19 protein-coding genes, 1 tRNA gene and 1 pseudogene are annotated in these 24,121 nt (G+C 64.3%); 17 read left to right on the top strand and 4 right to left on the bottom strand.

From position 1 onward, the window contains the following. Positions 1 to 1,584 (bottom strand): PspC domain-containing protein, encoded by a 1,584-nt coding sequence (locus J2X98_RS03770; RefSeq protein ID WP_307304392.1) that lies wholly within the window; start codon positions 1,582 to 1,584, stop codon positions 1 to 3. Positions 1,585 to 1,709: 125 nt separating this feature from the next. Between J2X98_RS03770 and J2X98_RS03765 the strand changes: the two genes are divergently transcribed. Beyond that, on the top strand, positions 1,710 to 3,071 hold the full coding sequence (locus tag J2X98_RS03765; protein WP_307304390.1) for an ATP-binding protein: 1,362 nt from the start codon (positions 1,710 to 1,712) through the stop codon (positions 3,069 to 3,071). Beyond that, positions 3,068 to 3,757, top strand: a complete 690-nt coding sequence (locus tag J2X98_RS03760; protein WP_174237526.1) for a LuxR C-terminal-related transcriptional regulator — start codon at positions 3,068 to 3,070, stop codon at positions 3,755 to 3,757. The genes J2X98_RS03765 and J2X98_RS03760 overlap by 4 nt, the downstream gene beginning before the upstream one ends. Before the next feature lie 162 nt (positions 3,758 to 3,919). Here the strand turns inward: J2X98_RS03760 and J2X98_RS03755 are convergent, their stop codons facing one another. Next, a complete protein-coding gene (locus J2X98_RS03755) occupies positions 3,920 to 5,137 on the bottom strand; it encodes a pyridoxal phosphate-dependent aminotransferase (RefSeq protein WP_307304387.1) in 1,218 nt (405 codons plus the stop codon). A gap of 277 nt (positions 5,138 to 5,414) precedes the next feature. On the opposite strand from J2X98_RS03755, the gene J2X98_RS03750 reads away from it, so the two are divergent. The 9 genes and pseudogenes from J2X98_RS03750 (at position 5,415) to rplL (ending at position 10,906) form a co-directional block, all read left to right on the top strand. Then, positions 5,415 to 5,487: transfer RNA gene (locus J2X98_RS03750), tRNA-Trp, on the top strand. A gap of 82 nt (positions 5,488 to 5,569) precedes the next feature. Then, a complete protein-coding gene (gene secE, locus J2X98_RS03745; protein ID WP_141942702.1) occupies positions 5,570 to 5,854 on the top strand; it encodes a preprotein translocase subunit SecE in 285 nt (94 codons plus the stop codon). A gap of 113 nt (positions 5,855 to 5,967) precedes the next feature. Next, positions 5,968 to 6,780, top strand: a complete 813-nt coding sequence (gene nusG, locus J2X98_RS03740) for a transcription termination/antitermination protein NusG (RefSeq protein ID WP_141942700.1) — start codon at positions 5,968 to 5,970, stop codon at positions 6,778 to 6,780. A 128-nt stretch (positions 6,781 to 6,908) separates the two neighbouring features. Continuing rightward, the gene (gene rplK, locus J2X98_RS03735; RefSeq protein ID WP_018760472.1) at positions 6,909 to 7,340 is read left to right on the top strand and encodes a 50S ribosomal protein L11; all 432 of its coding nucleotides are present in this window, start codon (positions 6,909 to 6,911) and stop codon (positions 7,338 to 7,340) included. A 179-nt stretch (positions 7,341 to 7,519) separates the two neighbouring features. Next, positions 7,520 to 8,227, top strand: coding sequence for a 50S ribosomal protein L1 (gene rplA / locus J2X98_RS03730; protein WP_043456064.1), 708 nt, complete (start codon positions 7,520 to 7,522; stop codon positions 8,225 to 8,227). Positions 8,228 to 8,332: 105 nt separating this feature from the next. Continuing rightward, positions 8,333 to 8,446: pseudogene (locus tag J2X98_RS03725) on the top strand (GNAT family N-acetyltransferase); the annotation flags it as partial. Between the two features lie 7 nt (positions 8,447 to 8,453). After that, positions 8,454 to 9,572 (top strand): GNAT family N-acetyltransferase, encoded by a 1,119-nt coding sequence (locus J2X98_RS03720; RefSeq protein ID WP_141942698.1) that lies wholly within the window; start codon positions 8,454 to 8,456, stop codon positions 9,570 to 9,572. Positions 9,573 to 9,868: 296 nt separating this feature from the next. Beyond that, positions 9,869 to 10,450: a 50S ribosomal protein L10 gene (rplJ, locus tag J2X98_RS03715; RefSeq protein WP_141942696.1), complete on the top strand. Its 582-nt coding sequence runs from the start codon at positions 9,869 to 9,871 to the stop codon at positions 10,448 to 10,450. A 78-nt stretch (positions 10,451 to 10,528) separates the two neighbouring features. Beyond that, positions 10,529 to 10,906, top strand: a complete 378-nt coding sequence (rplL, locus tag J2X98_RS03710; protein ID WP_141942694.1) for a 50S ribosomal protein L7/L12 — start codon at positions 10,529 to 10,531, stop codon at positions 10,904 to 10,906. 73 nt (positions 10,907 to 10,979) lie between these two features. Here the strand turns inward: rplL and J2X98_RS03705 are convergent, their stop codons facing one another. Together J2X98_RS03705 and J2X98_RS03700 are read right to left on the bottom strand one after the other, a co-directional pair. Continuing rightward, the gene (locus J2X98_RS03705) at positions 10,980 to 11,477 is read right to left on the bottom strand and encodes an aminoacyl-tRNA deacylase (protein WP_307304369.1); all 498 of its coding nucleotides are present in this window, start codon (positions 11,475 to 11,477) and stop codon (positions 10,980 to 10,982) included. Next, positions 11,477 to 12,676, bottom strand: coding sequence for an acetyl-CoA C-acetyltransferase (locus J2X98_RS03700; RefSeq protein WP_307304863.1), 1,200 nt, complete (start codon positions 12,674 to 12,676; stop codon positions 11,477 to 11,479). The genes J2X98_RS03705 and J2X98_RS03700 overlap by 1 nt, the downstream gene beginning before the upstream one ends. 46 nt (positions 12,677 to 12,722) lie before the next feature. On the opposite strand from J2X98_RS03700, the gene J2X98_RS03695 reads away from it, so the two are divergent. The 6 genes from J2X98_RS03695 (at position 12,723) to fusA (ending at position 24,117) form a co-directional block, all read left to right on the top strand. Continuing rightward, a complete protein-coding gene (locus J2X98_RS03695; RefSeq protein ID WP_307304366.1) occupies positions 12,723 to 12,881 on the top strand; it encodes a hypothetical protein in 159 nt (52 codons plus the stop codon). Between the two features lie 304 nt (positions 12,882 to 13,185). Further along, positions 13,186 to 16,695: a DNA-directed RNA polymerase subunit beta gene (rpoB, locus tag J2X98_RS03690; protein ID WP_141942688.1), complete on the top strand. Its 3,510-nt coding sequence runs from the start codon at positions 13,186 to 13,188 to the stop codon at positions 16,693 to 16,695. 105 nt (positions 16,696 to 16,800) lie between these two features. After that, entirely contained in the window at positions 16,801 to 20,700 is a 3,900-nt protein-coding gene (locus tag J2X98_RS03685; RefSeq protein ID WP_141942686.1) for a DNA-directed RNA polymerase subunit beta', read from the top strand. A 386-nt stretch (positions 20,701 to 21,086) separates the two neighbouring features. Further along, on the top strand, positions 21,087 to 21,461 hold the full coding sequence (gene rpsL, locus J2X98_RS03680) for a 30S ribosomal protein S12 (RefSeq protein WP_009358312.1): 375 nt from the start codon (positions 21,087 to 21,089) through the stop codon (positions 21,459 to 21,461). Between the two features lies 1 nt (position 21,462). Then, entirely contained in the window at positions 21,463 to 21,933 is a 471-nt protein-coding gene (gene rpsG / locus J2X98_RS03675) for a 30S ribosomal protein S7 (protein WP_003803829.1), read from the top strand. Positions 21,934 to 22,002: 69 nt separating this feature from the next. After that, a complete protein-coding gene (gene fusA, locus J2X98_RS03670; protein WP_141942684.1) occupies positions 22,003 to 24,117 on the top strand; it encodes an elongation factor G in 2,115 nt (704 codons plus the stop codon). Positions 24,118 to 24,121: the final 4 nt, after the last annotated feature.

Raw genomic sequence — 24,121 nt, 5'->3', positions numbered from 1 at the left:
TCAGTTGCCTTCCTGGATGGTGACGTTGCTGAAGGTTCCGTCGATCTGCACCACCAGGTGGTTGCCCGGTTTGTCCGTGTTGTAGGTGCTCTCGCGGGTGGTGGTACCGCCGCGTTGGCCGCTTGGCTCGTTCAGGTTCCCCATGGTCATGTCCGCCTTGATGTCCACTGGCAGGTTTCGCGGGATGACCACCGTCACGTTGCTGGCCGTGATGTCCAGGGGCACCACGACGTCGGAGGTCAGGGGGGTGCTTGGGGAGAGGTCCGTGAGGTTCACGGTTCCCCGCCCGGCCGTGATGTCGATGCCCCCGCGCGCTTCCTCGATTCCGGCAGGGCTCCAGTCCACCTGCTGGAACCGCATCCGGCCGTCGTCCAGGGTGTTGTAGATACCGCCGGTGACCAGTGCTATCACGGCAAACAGGCTCAGGATGCCGGCGGTCCGTCCGCGGAAGCCGGCCACCAGGATGCCCAGGCCAAGGACTGCTGCCGCGCTGGCCCACACAATGGCGTTGGCCGAGCCGCCCAGGTTGATGATGTTGGCGGCGTCCAGCGCCTTCAGTCCGCCGCCCACCACAAGGGCAGCGCCCGTTGCGATGGCCACCGCGGGAGCGCCCGGTCCAGCCGGCCGCGGCTTCGACGGCCGGGGCGGGACCCACGGGGCGGGGTAGCTGCCACCGCCGGTCGCCGCGCTGCCCGGGCCGCCGAACCCTGTGCCGTTCCCGGCCCCGGCGGGGCCGGCGGCGCTGGGCCCGGGCCTTCCAGGGCCTGCGCCGGTGGGAGGCCCGTAGCCTCCGTCTGTGCCCGCTCCGATGGTGGGCGGGCCATACTGAGGCGTTGCCGGGTGTCCCGGGGCCGGCGCGGAAGCCGTGCCGGTGGAAAATGCCGAGGCAGCTCCTGTTCCCGGGCGTCCCGCAGGATAGGTGGTCCGGGGTGGAACCGAGTGTCCCGCCATGGTGGGATGTGCCTTGTTTCGCTGCGTCAGGTAGTAGATGAGGTAGATGGCGCCGCCGACCCAGAAGACGGTCCACAGCAGCCCGCTCAAGCCGTTATGGCTCCAGCCCCAGTAGCCTCCGCCCAGGCCTGTGAGGCCCAGCACTGTGGCGATGAGGGCCCCGGTCATGCCGCTCGACCAACGGCCCGCGCCGGCCTCCTGGACGTGGATCCTGCCGTCGGGTTCCGGCAGGAGGGCCCATGCAAGGCCGTAGACCAGTACGCCGATGCCGGCAAGGAGGGTCAGGACGATCGCGGCGCCGCGGATGATGATCGGATCAACGTTGAGCCGGTGGGCGATGCCGCTGCAAACGCCGCCGATCCACCGGTCGTTTCCCCGGTGAATGCCCTGGCTGCGGACCCAGCCAAAGAAATCGGTGGAGGCCGCCGGCGCCGGGCCGTCCTGGAAACCGTAGTTCGGGCCGGGACCGGCCTCCTGGCCCCCAGGTGCCGCCCCCGGTCCGGGGGCGGGGTGTTCTGGGCCGGGGGAGGGAAGCTGGGCGGAGGGCGGGAGCGGCTCAGTGGGAGGCTGGCTTTCCGGGCCGGGCAGAGGCCCGGACGGTTCGTCGTCGGAGGGAGGGATCTGCGAGTTCATACCTCGATCCTCCGTCCCTGCCCATCCGGCCCTCTATTGGGGGAAACCCTGAACGGTCCCTGAGCCGCCCCCGGCAAGGGCCTTGATCCGGCCCGGCCAACCCTGATCCATGTTTGGATTGATCCATGACAACCCTCCCGGTGCGCCCGCCCCTGGCGCGGAGCAGCGACCGCGTCATCGCGGGCGTCTGTTCCGGGCTGGCCGCGCACCTGGGCTGGCCGGTAAGGAACGTCCGGTTGGCCATGGTCCTCGCCGCCTTCGCGGGAGGGGCGGGCCTGGTCTTCTACGCCTGGCTCTGGATTATGGTGCCCACCGCGGACGAGGCCGCACGCCGCAGTGCCCGCCGCCCGGCGTCGCCTATTGCTCCCGCTGTGAGCCAACCGGGGCAGGGCCAGGCCGTTCAGGCCCCGTCGCCACAGCGAACTGCGCCCGACGCCGGCACGGCCGCAGGTGGCAACGGCAAGGCGCCGGACGGGGAGGCGGCTCCTCCGCCCTGGTTCCGGGCCGGCGGGATGCGCTACGGCAAGGAGATCCTCCTGGGCTGCGGGCTGCTGCTGGTGGCCGGCATCATGGTGGCGCAGATGCTGGGCGTGGATGTCTCCCTGGGGACCCTGATCCCCGCGGCCGCGGTGCTGAGCGGGGCCTCGATCGCCTGGATGCAGCTGGACGAAACCCGGCGTGCCGGGCTGGTGGACAAGACCAAGGCTGACCAGGCCGGCGGATGGGGCCGGCTTGCCGCCGGCCTGGCCTTGGTGGTGGCCGGTGTGCTGGTGATGGTGTCCGGTTCCGGCTCGTGGGAACAGACCTGGCTTGCGCTGCTGGCATCGGTTGCCGTGCTGGGCGGCGTGGTGCTGGTCCTGTTGCCGTGGGCGCTGAAGTTTTGGCGGGACCTGGAGGCCGAGCGTTCAGGGCGGATCCGGGAAACGGAGCGGGCGGAGATCGCCGCCCACCTGCACGATTCCGTCCTGCAGACGCTCGCCTTGATCCAGCGGCGGGCAGGCAACGAGCACGACGTCGTCCGCCTGGCCCGTGCCCAGGAACGTGAGCTGCGTGGCTGGCTGTTCCAGGATCCGGGCCGGGAAAGCGGGCAGCTTTCCGCCCGCGTCAAGGCCGCCGCCGCCGAAGTGGAGGACCTGCTAGGCAACGCGGTGGAGGTTGTGACCGTTGGCGACGCCGCCATGACTGAGGCAAACGAAGCCCTGGTCCAGGCGGCCCGGGAAGCCATGCTCAATGCCTCGCGGCACGGGGGCGGGACGGTTTCGGTCTACCTTGAGGCGTCGGACGGGCAGACGGAAATCTTCATCAAGGACAGGGGGCCCGGCTTCGAGCTGGGCGAGGTGCCGGCGGACCGGCTGGGCGTGCGCGAATCGATCATCGGCAGGATGAAACGGCACGGCGGCTCCGCGGCAATCCTCAGCACCGCTGACGGCACGGAAGTCCGCCTAAGGCTGCCTGCTGCAGCGGAACATTGGGAAGGGAAAACATGAACATGACCCAGGGGACAGGCCCCGGAAGCACCCGGCCGGCCAGTTCCGTGCGGGTGGTCATCGTGGACGATCACGCCATCTTCCGGTCCGGGCTTAAAGCGGACCTTGACGCCAGCATCCACGTGGTGGGGGAGGCAGCAACGGTGGAGCAGGCCATCGCCGTGATTGCCGGACAGCGCCCCGACGTCGTCCTCCTGGACGTGCACCTGCCCGGCGGACTGGGCGGCGGGGGCCGCGAGGTCATCGCAGGCTCGGCAGCTCTCCTGTCCACCACGCGTTTCCTGGCGCTGAGCGTCTCAGACGCCGCGGAGGACGTGGTGGCAGTGATCCGAGCCGGGGCGCGCGGCTACGTCACCAAGACCATTTCCGGTGCCGAGATCACCGACGCGGTGCACCGCGTGGCCGGTGGCGACGCGGTCTTCTCGCCGCGCCTTGCCGGATTCGTCCTCGACGCCTTCGGCACGGCCCCCGCAGACATTGCCGACGATGAGCTGGACAAGCTCTCGGCCCGGGAATTGGAGGTCATGCGCCTCATCGCCCGGGGGTACAGCTACAAGGAAGTGGCCAAGGAACTCTTTATCAGCATCAAGACCGTGGAAACCCACGTGTCGGCCGTGCTGCGCAAGCTCCAGCTCTCCAGCCGGCACGAGCTCACCAAGTGGGCCGCGGAGCGCCGCCTCCTCTGAATCGCCCGCTCCCTTTGGCCCAAAACCCCCACGCCCCATCACCTTTGGCAGCTTTTCTCCACACGCCCCATCAGCTCCTGCGCGTTAAATCCAAACGCCCGCTCACTTCCCTAAGGAAGTGGGCGGGCGTTTGGATTTTGGCCTGCGGAAGGTGATGGGGCGTTACTGGGCCTTGCCCAGGAAGTCCTGCAGGCGCTGGACGCCGGTGGCCAGGTCCTCATCGCCCAGGGCGTAGGAGAGACGCAGGAAGCCGGAGGGCCCGAAGGCCTCGCCGGGAACCACTGCCACCTCAACCTCGTCGAGGATCAGCGACGCCAGCTCGGCGGAGGTCTGCGGGGTGGCGGTGCCGGACGCCGTCGGGAATTCCTTGCCCAGCAGCGCACGCACGTCCGCGTACACGTAGAAGGCACCCTTCGGCGTCGGGCATTCCACGCCCTCGATCGCGTTCAGGCCTGCGACGATGGCCTTGCGGCGGCGGTCAAACGCAACCTTCATCTCGTCGACGGCGGTCAGCGGGCCGGAGACGGCAGCGAGGGCGGCGACCTGCATGATGTTGGACACGTTGGAGGTGGCGTGGGACTGCAGGTTGGTGGCGGCCTTGATGACATCGGCCGGGCCGATCATCCAGCCCACGCGCCAGCCCGTCATGGCGTACGTCTTGGCTACGCCGTTGAGGATGACCACCTTGTCGCCCAATTCGGGGGCCGCCGTTGCGATGGAGGTGAAGGGGACGCCGTCGTAGGTCAGGTGTTCGTAGATCTCGTCCGTGACAACCCAGAGGCCCTTGGCAGCTGCCCACTTGCCGATCTCCGCCACCTGTTCCGGGGAGTAGACAGCGCCGGTGGGGTTCGACGGCGAGACGAACAGCAGGATCTTGGTCCGGTCCGTTACGGCTGCTTCGAGCTGTTCGACGGTGACCAGGTAGTCCTGTTCCGGTCCGGCGAAGACCTCCACGGGCACGCCGCCCGCCAGCCGGATGGCCTCCGGGTAGGTGGTCCAGAACGGAGCCGGCACGATGACCTCGTCGCCTGGATCCACCAAGGTGGCGAAGGTGTTGTAAACCGCCTGCTTGCCGCCGTTGGTGACCAGTACCTGTGACGGGTCCACGGTGTAGCCCGAATCGCGCAGGGTCTTCTCCGCGATGGCCTTCTTCAGCTCAGGCAGCCCGCCCGCAGGGGAGTAGCGGTGGTACTTGGGTTGGCCGGCAGCCTCGATGGCGGCCTTGACGATGTAGTCCGGCGTGGGAAAGTCGGGTTCGCCCGCGCCGAAGCCGATAACCGGCCGGCCAGCTGCCTTGAGCGCCTTGGCCTTGGCGTCAACGGCCAGGGTTGCGGATTCGGCAATTGCGGAAATGCGTTGGGAAACGCGGGCGGCAGACATGGCAGGTCCGTTCTTCGCTTGCAGCCGGGATGGCTGGAATGTGGGATTCGACGAGTTCTACTCTATGCTGTTCACCGGACCCTCCGGGGTGCCGGTTTTGATTTATGACTGCCCAGCGCGGCAGGTTTCAGGCCGGACTCCAGATGGGCCGGCCGGGCCGGTTTTACCTACGCGGACTTCTTGCGTAGACTGGTTCACCGGTGTTGAAACACGGATGATGGCGTGCGCCCCAGTTCAAGCTGGGTGTTGGGCCGTCAAAGAGTGGATTTCACTCCATAGGGTAGTGGCGCAATTGGTAGCGCAGCGGTCTCCAAAACCGCAGGTTGCAGGTTCGAGTCCTGTCTGCCCTGCGCAAGCTGCTCCGGGCGAAAGCCCGGGGCAGGCGCAGCAACCATGGTTCTGATCAGGGCCGGGTAATCCACCATTGCAAAGATGAGCGAGGACCAGGTGACCGAAACAGCTGCCAGCAGCTCCAAGGGCCGCCCAGCTAAGAAGGAAGCCAAGGCAAACTTCTTCGCCCGCATTGCACTCTTTGTCCGCCAGATCATTGGCGAACTGAAGAAGGTTGTTGCCCCCACCCGCAAGGAACTGATCAACTACACGCTCGTGGTGCTGGTGTTCGTGGCCATCATGATGGTCATCGTCAGCCTGCTGGACATTGGTTTCGGAACCGCTGTCGGCTGGGTCTTCGGCGGTACCGGCCCCACGGACCACTAGGGCTGGACGGTCCGCAGGCCGCGTGTTTCCCCGGGAAACCGGAAGGAAGCGCCGGTGTGCGGAATTGAGCCATTTAAATAGGCATGTTAGGCAATGAGGAAGCAGGAGACCAAGTGTCTGAGCAGGAGCTCGAGGTAACCGAGACCGGGTTGGAAGAATCCCAGGACGTCACGGCGGAAGCCGGTGAAGAGTCCGAGGTTGAGTCCTCCGCGCCCGAGTCCGATGATGCCGCCTCCGACGATGCAGAGGCATCCGAAGCCGACTCAGCGGATGTCGATGGCGAAGAGACCGACGCCCTTGCCGCAGCGGCAGCCACCGCGGCCGCGGACCCCGCAGAGGAGTTCAAGGCCAAGCTGCGCCGCCAGGAAGGTGACTGGTACGTCATCCACTCCTACGCCGGCTACGAAAACCGCGTGAAGGCCAACCTGGAGACCCGCATCCAGACCCTGGACATGGAAGATTACATCTTCGAAATCCAGGTGCCCATGGAAGAAGTCGTGGAGATCAAGAACGCCCAGCGCAAGGTGATCAACCGCGTCCGCATCCCCGGCTACGTCCTGGTCCGCATGGACCTGACCGACGCCTCCTGGGGCGCCGTCCGCCACACCCCCGGCGTCACCGGCTTCGTGGGCAATGCCCACAACCCGGTCCCGCTGCGTTTGGATGAAGTCTTCTCCATGCTCGCCCCCGTCTTCGAAGAGGAGCAGGCCGAGAAGGGCAAGCCGGTCAACAAGCAGAACCAGGTTCCCGTGGCTGTTGACTTCGAGGTCGGCGAGTCCGTCATCGTCAAGGAAGGCCCGTTCGAAACCCTTCCCGCCACGATCTCCGAGATCAAGCCCGAGTCCCAGACCCTCGTGGTGCTGGTCTCCATCTTCGAGCGCGAAACGCCCGTCACCCTGGCGTTCAACCAGGTCACCAAGATCTGAGATTCCTAGAATTCGTTCCGGCGCCGCCCGCTTAGCTGCACCGGAACGGCCGGCCGCCTTGCCATGGCGGCCAAAAACCTGAGGCACGCTCCTGTGCCCCAGGACGTTATTGAGAGAAGGACCCTACATTGGCTCCCAAGAAGAAGGTCACCGGCCTCATCAAGCTGCAGATCCAGGCAGGTGCCGCCAACCCGGCCCCGCCGATCGGTCCTGCGCTTGGCCAGCACGGTGTCAACATCATGGAATTCTGCAAGGCGTACAACGCTGCGACGGAAGCCCAGCGCGGAAACGTCATCCCCGTGGAAATCACGGTCTACGAGGACCGTTCCTTCACGTTCATCACCAAGACCCCGCCGGCTGCAGAGCTCATCAAGAAGGCTGCAGGCGTTGCCAAGGGTTCATCCACCCCGCACACCGTCAAGGTTGCCAAGCTGACCCAGGCCCAGGTCAACGAGATCGCCTCCACCAAGATGGAAGACCTCAACGCCACCAGCCTCGAAGGCGCAGCGAAGATCATCGCCGGCACCGCCCGCTCCATGGGCATCACCGTCGAGGGCTAATACCCTTTACCGCTGTCCAGCGTCAGTGCAATTGACGACGACGGGCGGCACCGCCGGGACACCGGCACCAAAATAATTGAAATGTTGGTCATCCGGCCCGGATAACGAACCGGATCACCGACTGTGGCAGGGCCCAGCGCGGTCCGCAGACCACAACTGCACAAGGAGAAATAAGCAGCATGGCAAAGCGCAGCAAAGCATATGAGGCAGCAGCCGCCAAGATCGATGCGACCAAGCACTACGCACCGTTCGAGGCAGTAACGCTGGCCAAGGACACCAACCCGTCCAAGTTCGACGCCACCGTTGAGGTTGCTTTCCGCCTCGGCGTGGACCCCCGCAAGGCTGACCAGATGGTCCGCGGCACGGTCAACCTGCCCCACGGCACCGGTAAGACCGCCCGCGTCCTGGTCTTCGCCACGGGTGACAAGGCTGAGGCTGCAATCGCAGCCGGCGCCGACTTCGTTGGTTCCGACGACCTGATCGAAAAGATCGCCGGCGGCTGGACCGACTTCGACGCCGCCGTTGCCACCCCTGACCTCATGGGCAAGGTTGGCCGCCTCGGCAAGGTCCTGGGTCCGCGTAACCTGATGCCGAACCCGAAGACGGGCACCGTGACCCCCGATGTCACCAAGGCCGTCAACGACATCAAGGGTGGCAAGATCGACTTCCGCGTCGACAAGCACTCCAACCTGCACTTCATCATCGGCAAGGTTTCCTTCGACGCCGTGAAGCTGGCCGAGAACTACGCAGCAGCACTGGAAGAGGTCCTTCGCCTCAAGCCGTCCGCTGCGAAGGGCCGCTACATCCAGAAGGCCACCGTTGCCACCACGTTCGGCCCGGGCATCTCCGTTGACCCCAACGTCACCAAGGTGCTCACCGAGGCGTAGTCCTCAATGAAGTCCCTGCCCGGGAATTGATTCCCGGAGCACCCGAAGACCGTCCCTGCGCCACCGCGCCGGGGCGGTCTTCTTTTCGTCCCACTGGCGCCGCCGCGCTCGGTTTTGACATGGAATGCCAGCGGAAACCAGCATATGCTGGCCCTAAATACCGCACTCGGATTCAGGCCCGCCGGCTTTGAAGGTGAGCGGCAGAAACAGCTGGGATGATGCCCGAATGGCAATAGACGTGAAGATCGAGCAGCTCTGGATTCCCGACTCACTGGACACCCCGGACGCTGCGGACTTCCTGGCCGCCGTCGAGGTGGGCCGCAAAGTGCGGATGCAGACCTGGGGGAGTGACGACCTCGCTTACGGTCCCATGGAAAAGCTCCTGGAGTTCGAGGACCCGTATGAGCGGCAGCTGATCCTGGTGGCCAAGGTGGACGGCGCCATCGTGGGTACTGTGGACATCGCGTTGCCCCTCACCGATCACCTGGATCTCGCCGAGCTCACCCTGGACATCCTGCCCGAGTTCCAGCGGCAGGGAGTGGGGCGGCGCCTGCTCGAGGCCGCCGAGCAGCTGGCCAGGGGCGAAGGCCGGACCATGATCCTGGTGGACACGAACCATCCCGGCGCCTCGCTGCACGAGTTTGAACAGGCCCAGTTGGTTCCCGGCTCGGGGCAGGGGTTCGTGCCGCTGGAAAGCCGTGAGGTGGAGTTCGCACAGAAGACCGGATACACGCTTCAGCACATTGAGCAGTTCAGTTCATGCCTCCTGCCGCTGGACACCAAGCTGGTGGCCGACCTCCAGGCCGAAGCGGAGGAAGCGAACAACGGCCGGTACCGGCTCCACCACTGGACGGACCGGTGCCCCGACCGGTGGCTGGAAGCCGTGGCCGTCCTGGAGAACCAGGCGGGGGCGGACGTGGATCCGTCCCTGGATGTGCCGGTTGAGCAGGACATGGTGTTCGACGGCGGCATCCTGCGCGAGGCCGAGGACGTCGCCATTGCGCAGGGCAGGAGAACGGTGGTCACCGCCGTCGAGCACATTGCCACGGGGTCCCTGGTGGGACTGACCACGATTACGGTGCTGGCGCACCGTGCGGACGTTGTATTCCAGGACGACACGCTGGTGCTGCAGGAGCACCGCGGCAACAAACTGGGGCTGCTGATCAAGGTGGCGAACATGGTGCGGCTCAGCGAGCAGTTTCCGGACGCCCGCATTATCTACACCTGGAACGCACCTGAGAACCGTTACCTCCTGACGGTCAACAGGCAGCTTGGGTTCCAGACAGCCGGGGTGACGGGCATCTGGCAGAAGGAACTGCCAACGCTGCACACGAGCACCAGCTGAACCTCGATTTGGCGCAGCGGCAAGGCCTCGCGTAAGCTGGCAGTACCAAAGACCGTCGGTTGTTGGAAATCCACTCTCCTGAGCATGGCTCAACTCTGCAGATGTGCGCGGGGGGTTCCAGTGGTTTTCCGGACGAAGGACCCTCAACGCAGGGCGGCCGGCGCAGGTGAACGAAGCAAAGCTCCGCGGTAAAGCCGTGTTGAGCCAAGCCCCGTGCATCTGCGCGGGGCGTTTTTAGTTTTAGCTCTCTTGAGCGGGGACCGTCGAATACCGGCACTATCCCCGGAAGGAGGGTTATGGCAACGCCTACCAAGGTTTCAGCAGTAGCTGAGATCACTAACGATTTCAAGGAATCGAACGCCGCTGTCCTGACCGAATACCGCGGGCTCACCGTTGCACAGCTCAAGCAGCTGCGTGTTTCTCTCGGCCAGGACACCAAGTTCGCGGTCGTCAAGAACACCCTGACCGCCATTGCAGCCAAGGAAGCCGGCGTCGAAGCATTCGACGGCCAGCTTGCCGGCCCCACTGCAATCGCGTTCATCAAGGGTGACGCAGTTGCCGCTGCCAAGAGCCTGACGGATTTTGCCAAGGCCAACAAGCAGCTGGTCATCAAGACCGGTTACTTCGAGGGCAAGGCGCTGGACGCCACCGAGGTTGCAGCCCTGGCTGCCCTCGAGTCCCGTGAGCTGCAGCTCGCCAAGGTTGCAGGTGTCCTCAAGGCGCCCGCCGCCGCAGCTGCCCGCATCATCGACGCACTGCGCCTCAAGCTTGAAGAAGAGAACGGTGCACCGGCAGCTGCCGAAGCGCCTGCCGCTGAAGAAGCTCCCGCCGCTGAAGCCGAGGCACCCGCCGAAGCTCCGGCTGCCGAAGAGAACTAATTCTCTTACCCCCACCAGACTCCGGTGCCGGAACAGCCACGCGCCGTTCGGACACCAACAACAGGAAGGACGCCTACCATGGCGAAGCTCAGCAACGAAGAGCTCATTGAAGCTTTCAAGGAACTGACCATCATCGAGCTCTCCGAGTTCGTCAAGCTCTTCGAAGAGACCTTCGAAGTTACCGCTGCTGCTGTAGCTGTTGCCGGCCCCGCTGCCGGTGGCGCTGCTGAAGAGGCTGAAGAGAAGACCGACTTCGACGTCATCCTCGAATCTGCCGGCGACAAGAAGATCGCGGTCATCAAGGAAGTTCGCGCCATCACCTCCCTCGGCCTCAAGGAAGCCAAGGACCTGGTTGACAGCGCCCCCAAGGCTGTTCTCGAAGGCGCCAACAAGGAAGCTGCCGAGAAGGCCAAGGAGCAGCTCGAGGCTGCAGGCGCCACCGTTACCCTCAAGTAACAACGCCTTTTCCTCAGGAAACCCCGTCCACTTCGGTGGGCGGGGTTTCCTGCTTTTAAGGCGCTTGGGGGATTCAGGAGGGTTCGCTGATGTCCGCCACCACGGCGTCCAGGGCTGCGGTCAGTGCGTCAGCGTCGACGAAGGCGCTGTAGCCGTGGGCACCGGCGCCCATGGAGATGCGGCGCCCGGTGATGGTGGCGTCGGCGTAGACCGGCCAACTGGTGGTGCTGCCGAGAGGGGTGATGGTGCCCCGCTCATAGCCTGTCGCTTCAAGGGCGGTCCCGGCGGCCGGGAGGGAGAGCTTGTTCACGCCCACCAGGGCACGGAGCTTTGGCCAGGAGATCTGCCGGTCGCCGGGGATCAGGGCGAACAGGAAGGTCCCGTCCTTGTGCTTGACCACGAGGGACTTTACGATGTCCGCCGGCCTGATGCCCAGGATCTCGGCAGCCTCGTCAAGGCTTCGCGCAGGGGGCCGCTCCACTACCTCCACCTTCAGCCCGCGGGCCTGGGCGTCGGCCAGGAACCGTTCCCGACCGGCGCCCCCCGTGCCGTTTCCGGCTAGTCCCGCCATCAGTCGCGGTACAGCAGGAGGGCCTCGCCCTGCCCGCCCCCGCCGCAGAGGGACACCGCCGCCTTACCGGTTCCCCGCCGCTTTAGCTCATGGGCCGCATGCGCGGCCAGGCGGGCCCCCGAAGCTCCAATGGGATGCCCCAGGGCGATGGCACCGCCGTGGATGTTGCACTTCTCCAGAGGGTAGTCGAGGTCCTTGAGGGACTGCACGGCAACGGACCCGAAGGCCTCGTTGATTTCGACGAAGTCCAGGTCCCCCGTGCTCCAGCCGGCCTTGCCGAGGGCATTCATGATCGCGTTCGACGGCTGCGAATGGAGGGTGTTGTCCGGTCCCGCCACCTGCCCGGGCTTGCCCACCACAGCCAGGTATTCCAGGCCGTGCTCTTCCGCATAGCCGCGTGAGGCGAGGACCAGTGCGGCGGCGCCGTCGGACAGGGGAGAGGAGTTGCCGGCAGTGATGGTGCCGTCGGTGACGAACGCTGCACGCAGGCCTGCCAGTGATTCAACTGACGTGTTGGGACGGACCCCCTCGTCGGTGTCGACCACCAGGGGCTCACCCTTCCGCTGCTTGACGCTGATAGGTGCGATCTCGCCGTCGAACGTTCCGTTCTTTGCCGCCAGCGCAGCCCGCTGGTGCGACTGGGCCGCAACGTTGTCCTGGGACGCGCGGTCGATACCCAGGGTGAGGTTCCGTGTCTCCGTGGACAGGCCCATGGACTGCCCGTCGAAGGCATCGGTCAGGCCGTCATGGGCCGCCGCGTCCAGCGCCTGAATGGATCCATAGGTCCAGCCTTGGCGCGATCCCGGGAGCAGGTGCGGCGCGCGGCTCATCGACTCCTGGCCGCCCGCAACCACCACCGAAGCCTCTCCGGCGCGGATCATCCGGGCGGCGTCAATCACCGCCGTCAGGCCGGAAAGGCACACCTTGTTGATTGTCACCGCAGGGACGTTCCAGCCGATGCCTGCGCCGATGGCGCTTTGCCGTGCGGGATTCTGCCCCGCGCCCGCCTGGAGCACCTGGCCCATGATCACCGCCTCGACGTCGGAGGCGTCCACACCACTGCCCGCCAATGCGGCCTTGATGGCGTGGGCCCCCAGGTCCACTGCCGTGAGGCTGGAAAGTTGGCCGTTGATCCGGCCCTGCGGAGTCCGCGCGGCCCCGACGATGACAACGTCATTGCTGTCTGGAGAGTTGGCCATGGTTCCCACTTTCAGTCCGGTTCCGTTGTAAGCCACCAAGGCTATCGTGAGCCTGGTCACCCAACTATTCAAACGCTGGAACCGCTATGTGCATTCCATGGCGATGGGGGGCAAGCCGGCACAGGCTTCCCAGGACGCGGTCCGGGATGCGGTGTTCGCGAATGCCGGCGCCTGCACTGCAGCGGGCGTGACGCTTCGGCTCTAGGATGCGGCGGGTCTCTGCCGCCCAAAATCAGGTGCTTGCAATCCGGCCGGTTGTGGGGTAGACACGTAGGTTATTTTGCCGTATCGTAGATATTTGCGTCTTCCCTGTTTACCTTCAGCCTTCATATAGCGGTGGGCTTTGCCCGGCAGCTGGCAATCAACGTGCCGTAACCACGGTCACAGCATAGTCAGTTCCGGGCCCCGGGTCATATAGCGGAACCGGATGGTAGCGCTGCGGAGTCACTTCGCAGGGTGCACAGCGGGGGAGATCTGAAAACGCCTGAAGGTCTGTGGAAGGATCCCTCTTGGTCGCCTCGAGCACCTCTAATAACGAAACCGCTAACACTGCCGACAGCACTGATGGTGCCACTCGCCGGCTCTCATTCGCAAAGATTCACGAACCCCTTGACGTTCCGAATCTGCTTGCCCTGCAGACGGACAGCTTTGACTGGCTGGTCGGCAATGAGCGCTGGCAGGCACGCGTGGCAAAGGCTGTCGAAGAAAACGATCTCAGCGTCGCCACCACGTCCGGCCTGTCGGACATCTTCGAAGAGATCTCCCCGATCGAGGACTTCCAGGGCACCATGTCCCTGAGCTTCTCCGATCCGGAGTTCGCTGACCCCAAGTACACCATGGCTGAGTGCAAGGACCGGGACGCCACCTACTCGGCTCCGCTGTACGTCAAGGCCGAGTTCATGAACAACAACACGGGCGAAATCAAGCAGCAGACCGTGTTCATGGGTGACTTCCCGCTGATGACCGAGAAGGGCACCTTCGTTGTCAACGGCACCGAGCGTGTCGTCGTCTCCCAGCTGGTCCGTTCGCCGGGCGCCTACTTCGAGCGCGCTGCCGACAAGACCAGCGACAAGGACATCTTCACCGCCAAGATCATCCCGTCCCGCGGTGCATGGTTCGAGCTCGAGATCGACAAGCGCGACCAGGTCGGCGTCCGCCTCGACCGGAAGCGCAAGCAGTCCGTAACCGTGCTGCTGAAGGCCCTGGGCTGGACCGAAGGCCAGATCCTCGAAGAGTTCGGCCAGTATGACTCCATGCGGGCAACCCTGGAGAAGGACGCCACCGAAACCCGCGAAGACGCCCTGCTTGACATCTACCGCAAGCTGCGTCCGGGCGAGCCGCCCACCGTCGAGGCTGCCCAGTCGCTGCTGGACAACCTGTACTTCAACTCCAAGCGCTACGATCTGGCCAAGGTTGGCCGTTACAAGATCAACCGCAAGCTGGGCATCGACCGCTCCCTTGGCGACAAGGAAGCCTCGGTCCTGCACGTTGAAGACATCGTTGCCATGATCAAGTTCCTCGTCGCGCTGCACGCCGGCGAGAAGACCATCAAGGGCACCCGCGATGGCCAGGAAGTGGACCTGCGCGTCGAAATCGACGATATCGACCACTTCGGCAACCGCCGCATCCGCGCCGTCGGCGAGCTCATCGAGAACCAGGTCCGCACCGGCCTGTCCCGTATGGAGCGCGTTGTCCGCGAGCGTATGACCACCCAGGACGTCGAGGCCATCACGCCGCAGACCCTGATCAACATCCGCCCCGTGGTTGCAGCCATCAAGGAGTTCTTCGGAACTTCCCAGCTGTCGCAGTTCATGGACCAGAACAACCCGCTCTCGGGCCTGACCCACAAGCGCCGCCTGTCGGCCCTGGGCCCCGGTGGTCTGTCCCGTGACCGCGCCGGCATGGAAGTCCGTGACGTGCACCCGTCCCACTACGGACGTATGTGCCCCATCGAAACTCCTGAAGGCCCGAACATTGGCCTGATCGGTTCGCTGGCATCCTACGGACGCATCAACCCGTTCGGCTTCATCGAGACCCCGTACCGCCTGGTCAAGGACGGCGTCGTTTCCGACGACGTCCAGTACTTGACGGCCGACGACGAGGCTGAAGTGCTGATCGCCCAGGCCAACGCGCCGCTGGACGAGAACAACAAGTTCGCCGAGGACACCGTGCTGGTCCGTGCCCGTGGTGGTGGAGGCGAGCCTGTGCTCGTGCCCGCCGAGGACGTCGAGTTCATGGACGTTTCCCCGCGCCAGATGGTGTCCGTGGCTACCGCCCTGATCCCGTTCCTGGAGCACGACGACGCCAACCGTGCACTCATGGGTGCCAACATGCAGCGCCAGGCCGTGCCGCTGGTCCGTTCCGAGGCCCCCTTCGTGGGCACCGGCATGGAGCGCGCCGCAGCCGTTGACGCCGGCGACGTCGTCATCGCCAAGAAGGCCGGTGTGGTCACCGAGGTGTCCGCCGAGCTCGTCATCATGCTCAACGACGACGGCACGGAGACCAACTACCGCATCAACAAGTTCGCCCGCTCGAACCAGGGCAACTGCTACAACCACCGCGTCCTGGTCAACGAAGGCCAGCGCCTGGAAGTTGGCGGCATCATCGCCGACGGCCCGGCAACGGACCAGGGTGAGCTCGCCCTCGGCAAGAACCTGCTCGTGGCATTCATGTCATGGGAAGGCCACAACTTCGAGGACGCCATCATCCTCTCGCAGCGCATTGTTGCCGAGGACGTTCTTTCCTCCATCCACATCGAGGAGCACGAGATCGATGCCCGCGACACCAAGCTTGGTGCCGAGGAAATCACCCGTGACATCCCCAACGTGTCCGAGGAAGTCCTGGCAGGCCTGGACGAGCGCGGCATCATCCACATCGGTGCCGAGGTTGAGGCAGGGGACATCCTGGTCGGAAAGGTCACCCCGAAGGGTGAAACCGAACTGACTCCGGAAGAGCGCCTGCTGCGCGCCATCTTCGGCGAGAAGTCCCGCGAAGTGCGTGACACCTCCCTGAAGGTTCCCCACGGCGAGTCCGGCACCGTCATCGGCGTCCGCGTCTTCGACCGTGACAACGACGACGAGCTGCCCCCGGGCGTCAACCAGTTGGTCCGCGTGTACGTTGCCGCCAAGCGCAAGATCACCGACGGCGACAAGCTCGCCGGCCGCCACGGCAACAAGGGTGTTATCTCCAAGATCCTCCCCGTGGAGGACATGCCCTTCCTCGCCGACGGCACCCCCGTTGACATCGTCCTGAACCCGCTGGGTGTTCCGGGCCGTATGAACGTGGGCCAGGTGCTCGAAACCCACCTTGGCTGGGTTGCCAAGACCGGTTGGAAGATCGAAGGCGAGCCCGAGTGGGTCAAGCAGCTGCCCAACCTGCCGCGCGAGAGTGGTCCCACCACTGTTGCAACGCCGGTGTTCGACGGCGCCCGCGAAGAGGAAATCACGGGCCTGCTGGATTCCACCAACGTGACCCGCGACGGTGACCGCCTGATCAACTCCTCCGGCAAGACCCGTCTGTTCGACGGCCGCTCCGGCGAGCCGTTCCCGGATCCGATCTCGGTCGGCTACATGTACATCCTGAAGCTCCACCACCTGGTGGACGACAAGATCCACGCACGCTCCACCGGTCCGTACTCCATGATCACGCAGCAGCCGCTGGGTGGTAAGGCACAGTTCGGTGGCCAGCGCTTCGGTGAAATGGAAGTGTGGGCGCTCGAAGCCTACGGCGCCGCCTACACGCTCCAGGAACTGCTCACGATCAAGTCTGACGACATCCACGGTCGTGTGAAGGTCTACGAAGCCATCGTCAAGGGCGAGAACATCCCCGAGCCGGGCGTTCCCGAATCCTTCAAGGTCTTGATCAAGGAAATGCAGTCGCTGTGCCTGAACGTGGAAGTCCTTTCCACGGACGGAACCACGATTGAAATGCGTGACTCTGATGACGCAGTCTTCACGGCTGCGGAGGAACTGGGCATCGATCTGTCTCGTGCAGAGCCCAGCTCCGTAGAAGAGGTCTAGAAGGTAAGCGTTCGACGGCGGGTGCGCACCCGCCGTCGAACGCCACCTCCCTCATCCCGCACCTAAGACTTCAGAATTTAGAGAACAAGAGAGAACAGGGACCATATGTCCAGCGAATCCTCCTTCGGCCTCATGCAGATCGGCCTCGCCACCGCGGAAGACATCCGCGGCTGGTCGTACGGCGAGGTTAAGAAGCCGGAAACCATCAACTACCGCACGCTCAAGCCCGAGAAGGACGGCCTCTTCTGCGAGAAGATCTTCGGCCCGTCCCGCGACTGGGAATGCTACTGCGGCAAGTACAAGCGCGTGCGCTTCAAGGGCATCATCTGTGAGCGCTGTGGCGTCGAAGTCACCCGCGCCAAGGTCCGCCGTGAGCGCATGGGCCACATCGAGCTCGCCGCTCCCGTCACCCACATCTGGTACTTCAAGGGTGTTCCCTCCCGCCTGGGCTACCTCCTTGACCTGGCACCGAAGGACCTCGAAAAGGTCATCTACTTCGCTGCTTACATGATCACCAGCGTTGACGAGGCCGCCCGCCACGAGGAACTGCCCAACCTGCAGGTTGAGCACGACATCGAGAAGAAGCAGCTCATCGACAACCGCGACGCCGACATCGCCGCGATCGCCCGCGACCTCGAAGGCGAAATTGCACGCCTTGAGGGCGAAGGCGCCAAGGCTGCCGACAAGAAGAAGGCCCGCGACTCCGCCGACCGCCAGATGGCCAACGTCCGCAAGCGTGCCGACGCCGACATCGAGCGCCTCGAGCAGGTCTGGGACCGCTTCAAGAACCTGAAGGTCGCCGACCTCGAAGGTGACGAAGGCCTGTACCGCGAACTGCGCGACCGCTACGGCATGTACTTCGAAGGCTCCATGGGTGCCGAAGCCATCAAGAAGCGCCTTGAGAACTTCGACATGCAGGCCGAGTCCGAAGCACTGCGCGACGTCATCGCCAACGGCAAGGGCCAGCGCAAGACCCGTGCCCTGAAGCGCCTGAAGGTGGTCAACGCATTCCTGACCACCAACAACAGCCCGCTTGGCATGGTCCTCGACGCCGTCCCGGTGATCCCGCCGGAACTGCGCCCTATGGTCCAGCTGGACGGTGGCCGCTTCGCGACCTCCGACCTCAACGACCTGTACCGCCGCGTGATCAACCGCAACAACCGCCTCAAGCGCCTGCTTGACCTTGGTGCTCCGGAGATCATCGTCAACAACGAGAAGCGCATGCTTCAGGAAGCTGTTGACAGCCTCTTCGACAACGGCCGCCGCGGCCGTCCGGTCACCGGACCGGGCAACCGTCCGCTGAAGTCCCTGAGCGACATGCTCAAGGGCAAGCAGGGCCGTTTCCGCCAGAACCTCCTCGGCAAGCGCGTCGACTACTCCGGCCGTTCGGTCATCGTCGTCGGCCCGCAGCTGAAGCTGCACCAGTGCGGCCTGCCCAAGCAGATGGCCCTGGAGCTGTTCAAGCCGTTCGTGATGAAGCGCCTGGTTGACCTCAACCACGCCCAGAACATCAAGTCCGCCAAGCGGATGGTGGAGCGCTACCGCCCGCAGGTCTGGGACGTGCTCGAAGAGATCATCACCGAACACCCGGTACTGCTCAACCGTGCACCTACCCTGCACCGCCTGGGCATCCAGGCGTTCGAGCCGCAGCTTGTTGAAGGCAAGGCAATCCAGCTGCACCCGCTGGTTTGTGGCGCGTTCAATGCCGACTTCGACGGCGACCAGATGGCAGTGCACCTGCCGCTGAGCCCCGAGGCGCAGGCTGAGGCCCGCATCCTGATGCTGTCCTCGAACAACATCCTGAAGCCGTCCGACGGACGTCCGGTCACCCTGCCCTCGCAGGACATGATCATCGGCCTGTACCACTTGACCACCAAGCGCAAGGGTTCAGCCGGTGAAGGCCGGATCTTCGGTTCGGTCTCCGAGGCCATCATGGCGTTCGACGCCCGCGAGCTGCACCTGAACTCGCAGGTCAAGATCCGCCTCGAAGGCTTCGTGCCGTACGCCGGCTGGGAAGCTCCGGAAGGCTGGGAGCAGGGTCAGCCCGCACTCGTCCAGACCTCCCTGGGCCAGGTCCTCTTCAACGAGACCCTGCCCGAGGACTACCCCTGGGTTGAAGCTGTTGCCGACAAGGGCGAACTGTCCCGCATCGTCAACGACCTCGCCGAGCGCTACCCGAAGGTTGTTACCGCGGCAACGCTGGACAACCTGAAGGACGCCGGTTTCTACTGGGCCACCCGTTCGGGCGTCACCGTTGCCATCTCCGACATCGAGGTTCCTGCTGCCAAGCCGGAAATCCTCGCCGGGTACGAGGAACGCGCCGCCAAGATCCAGGGCCAGTACGACAAGGGCCTGATCGACGACGACGAGCGCCGCCAGGAACTGATCGAAATCTGGAACAAGGCCACCAACGACATCGCCTCGGTGATGCGCGAGAGCCTGTCCCCGATGAACACCATCAACCGCATGGTGTCCTCCGGTGCACGTGGTAACTGGATGCAGGTCCGCCAGATCGCGGGTATCCGTGGCCTGGTGGCCAACCCGAAGGGTGAGATCATCCCGCGCCCCATCAAGTCCTCCTACCGTGAGGGCCTGTCGGTGCTGGAATACTTCATCGCCACGCACGGTGCCCGTAAGGGTCTGGCCGATACCGCCCTGCGTACCGCCAACTCGGGTTACCTGACCCGTCGTCTGGTGGACGTCTCGCAGGACGTCATCGTCCGTGAAGAGGACTGCGGCACCGAGCGCGGCCTGGTCACGCCCATCGCCGTCGCCGATTCCAACGGTGAGCTCGTCCTGGACGAGAACGTGGAGAACAGCGCCTACGCACGTACGCTGGCGGTCGACGTCGTGGACTCCGAGGGCAACGTCCTCGCAGCTGCCGGCACCGACTGCGGCGACGTGGTGATCGCTGAGCTCTTCAAGGCAGGCATCACCGAGGTCAAGGTCCGCTCCGTACTCACCTGTGAGTCCAGCGTCGGTACCTGCGCCCTGTGCTACGGCCGTTCGCTGGCCACCGGCAAGACCGTGGACATCGGCGAGGCCGTGGGCATCATCGCCGCACAGTCCATCGGTGAACCCGGTACCCAGCTGACCATGCGTACGTTCCACACCGGTGGTGCTGTCTCCGCCGGCGGTGGTGACGACATCACCCAGGGTCTGCCCCGTATCCAGGAGCTCTTCGAAGCCCGTACTCCGAAGGGTGTTGCACCGATTGCTGAAGCAGCCGGCCGCATCACCATCGAAGAGTCCGAGCGCCAGATGCGCCTGGTCATCACCCCGGACGACGGATCGGAAGAGATCGCTTACCCGGTCCTGCGCCGTTCTCGCCTGCTGATCGAAGACGGCGACCACGTCGCCGTTGGACAGAAGCTGATCAACGGCCCGGTGGACCCCAAGCAGGTCCTGCGCATCATGGGCCCGCGTGCGGCACAGAAGTTCCTGGTGGACGAGGTCCAGGGCGTGTACCGCAGCCAGGGCATCGGTATCCACGACAAGCACGTCGAGGTTATCGTCCGCCAGATGCTGCGCCGCGTCACGGTCATCGAATCCGGTGAATCCGACCTGCTGCCCGGCGAGCTCGCCGAGCGCAGCCGCTTCGAGGAGGCCAACCGCCGCGTTGTGTCCGAGGGCAAGACTCCGGCTTCCGGACGTCCCGAGCTCATGGGCATCACCAAGGCGTCGCTGGCCACGGAGTCCTGGCTGTCGGCAGCTTCCTTCCAGGAGACCACCCGCGTCCTGACGCAGGCGGCCATGGAAGGCAAGAGCGATCCGCTGCTGGGCCTGAAGGAAAACGTCATCATAGGTAAGCTGATCCCGGCCGGCACGGGCCTCCCGCGCTACACCGAGGTCACCGTGGAGCCCACTGAGGAAGCAAAGGCCAACCTGTTCACCGGCCCCAGCGCATTCAGTGACTTCTCGTACGACACCCTGGGCGGTGATGGAGCTCCCGAGTTCCACGCCATCCCGCTGGATGACTACGACCTGGGCAACGACTTCCGCTGATCCGCTGAAGCCGGCTTAGCCGCAGGGATGGTCCCGCACCGTACGGTGGGGGACCATCCCCGTTTAACCCGTCGATTAAGGCATGGAGCCTGTCCATGCTAGACTTATTACCAATTGTTATTGTGGCAGTGGATGAGTGCGCCGGTATCAGCTGAAAGGCTGGACCAGAGCGACGTTTCCGGTTTGCAGGGTTCTTGTGCAACGTATGCCACATTTTTGCATGCCTGGGGAACTGTTGGAATGAAGGTTCCGCCCGGTGTGCGATCCGACTATTAAAGGCTTCGCCTTCGCCGTCATGGAGATTTCCTTCAGGGCCCGGGCGGCGGGGCAACGCAACAGGAGAGTGGCCGGAAACAGCCACTCCGGATAAAACGGAGAACACGAGAGTGCCTACGATTAACCAGCTGGTCCGCAAGGGCCGCACGCCTAAGGTCTCAAAGACCAAGGCTCCCGCGCTTAAGGGCAGCCCCATGCGCCGCGGTGTTTGCACCCGCGTCTACACCACCACCCCGAAGAAGCCGAACTCGGCTCTGCGTAAGGTGGCACGTGTGCGCCTCAACGGCGGCGTGGAAGTTACCGCCTACATCCCCGGTGTTGGCCACAACCTGCAGGAGCACTCCATTGTGCTCGTTCGCGGTGGTCGTGTTAAGGACCTCCCGGGTGTCCGCTACAAGATCGTCCGTGGCGCCCTCGATACCCAGGGCGTGAAGAACCGTAAGCAGGCCCGCAGCCGCTACGGCGCAAAGATGGAGAAGAAGTAATATGCCTCGCAAGGGTCCGGCCCCCAAGCGGCCGCTCGTTTCGGATCCGGTATACGGTTCCCCGCTGGTAACCCAGCTCATCAACAAGGTGCTTGTTGACGGCAAGAAGTCCACGGCAGAGCGCATCGTCTACGGTGCACTCGAAGGCGCACGCGCCAAGTCCGGCGGCGACCCCGTTGCAGCCCTGAAGAAGGCCATGGATAACGTCAAGCCTTCGCTCGAGGTCCGCTCCCGCCGTGTCGGTGGCGCCACCTACCAGGTTCCGGTTGAGGTCAAGCCGGGCCGCTCCACCGCACTCGCCCTGCGGTGGCTGGTCGGCTACTCCAAGGCCCGCCGCGAAAAGACGATGACCGAACGCCTCCAGAACGAAATCCTGGATGCGTCCAACGGTCTCGGTGCCGCTGTGAAGCGTCGCGAAGACACCCACAAGATGGCCGAGTCCAACAAGGCCTTCGCACACTACCGCTGGTAATACTCCCCGGACGCCGCCGGCTCAACCGAGCCGGCGGCGAACGTGTAGTCCATCCCAAAAGGAGACCCCGTGGCACAGGACGTGCTTACCGACCTTAGCAAGGTCCGCAACATCGGCATCATGGCCCACATTGATGCCGGCAAGACCACCACAACCGAGCGCATCCTGTTCTACACGGGTGTGAACCACAAGATCGGCGAAACGCACGACGGCGCTTCGACCACCGACTGGATGGAACAGGAAAAGGAACGCGGCATCACCATCACGTCTGCCGCCGTGACCTGCTTCTGGGAAAACAACCAGATCAACATCATCGACACCCCCGGCCACGTGGACTTCACGGTTGAGGTTGAGCGCTCCCTGCGCGTCCTCGACGGTGCAGTTGCCGTCTTCGATGGCAAGGAAGGCGTTGAGCCGCAGTCCGAGACCGTGTGGCGCCAGGCTGACAAGTACAACGTCCCGCGTATCTGCTTCGTCAACAAGATGGACAAGCTGGGTGCTGACTTCTACTTCACCGTAGACACCATCATCAGCCGCCTCGGTGCCAAGCCGCTGGTCATGCAGCTGCCTATCGGTGCCGAGAACGACTTCATCGGCGTCGTCGACCTGCTCTACATGCGCGCCCTGGTGTGGCCCGGCGATGCCAAGGGTGACGTCACCATGGGTGCCAAGTACGAGATCCGCGAGATCCCGGCTGACCTTCAGGAAAAGGCTGAGGAATACCGCGCGAACCTCGTTGAGACCGTCGCCGAGTCGTCCGAGGAACTCATGGAGAAGTACCTCGAGGGTGAAGAGATCTCGATCGACGAGCTCAAGGCCGGCATCCGCAAGATGACCATCAACTCCGAGCTCTACCCGATCTTCTGCGGTTCCGCATTCAAGAACCGTGGCGTTCAGCCCATGCTCGACGCAGTTGTGGACTACCTGCCGAACCCGCTGGACGTCCCCCCGATGGTCGGCCACGACCCCCGCGACGAAGAGAAGGAACTGACCCGCAAGCCTTCCGCCGAGGAGCCGTTCTCGGCCCTGGCATTCAAGATTGCTGCTCACCCCTTCTTCGGCCAGCTCACCTTCATCCGCGTGTACTCCGGTCACGTGGAAGCAGGCGCCCAGGTGGTCAACTCCACCAAGGGCAAGAAGGAGCGCATCGGCAAGCTGTTCCAGATGCACGCCAACAAGGAAATGCCCGTTGAGGGCGCTACCGCCGGCCACATCTACGCAGCCATCGGCCTGAAGGACACCACCACGGGTGACACCCTGTGTGATGCCAACAACCAGATCGTGCTCGAGTCCATGAGCTTCCCGGAGCCCGTGATCTCGGTTGCCATCGAGCCGAACACCAAGGGCGACCAGGAGAAGCTCTCCACGGCCATCCAGAAGCTCTCCGCTGAGGACCCCACCTTCCAGGTGTCCCTCAACGAAGACACCGGCCAGACCATCATCGCCGGCATGGGCGAGCTCCACCTGGACATCCTGGTGGACCGCATGCGCCGCGAATTCAAGGTCGAGGCAAACGTGGGCAAGCCCCAGGTTGCCTACCGCGAAACCATCAAGCGCGCCGTCGAACGCCACGACTACACGCACAAGAAGCAGACCGGTGGTTCGGGTCAGTTCGCAAAGATCCAGATCGCGATCGAGCCGCTGGACACCGCCGAGGGCGAGCTGTACGAGTTCGAGAACAAGGTCACCGGTGGCCGCGTTCCCCGTGAGTACATCCCGTCTGTTGACGCGGGCATCCAGGACGCACTGAACGACGGCGTCCTGGCCGGATACCCGGTTGTCGGCATCAAGGCCACGCTGATCGACGGCGCATACCACGATGTTGACTCTTCGGAAATGGCGTTCAAGATCGCCGGCCGTATGGCTTTCAAGGAAGCTGCACGCAAGGCGAACCCTGTACTGCTTGAACCGCTGATGGATGTAGAGGTCCGCACCCCTGAGGAATACATGGGTGAAGTTATCGGTGACCTCAACTCCCGCCGTGGCCAGATGCAGTCCATGGAAGATGCACAGGGCGTCAAGGTCATCCGTGCGCACGTTCCGCTGTCCGGCATGTTCGGCTACATCGGTGACCTGCGCTCCAAGACCCAGGGCCGCGCTGTGTACTCCATGACCTTCAACAGCTACGCCGAGGTCCCGAAGGCAGTTGCCGACGAGATCATCCAGAAGACCCGCGGCGAATAGTCTC

It is taken from the genome of Pseudarthrobacter enclensis (genome assembly GCF_030811655.1).
GTDB lineage: Bacteria > Actinomycetota > Actinomycetes > Actinomycetales > Micrococcaceae > Arthrobacter > Arthrobacter enclensis_A.
The sequence above is the reverse complement of the archived record's forward strand: the minus strand, read 5'-3'. Positions and strand labels throughout refer to the sequence as shown.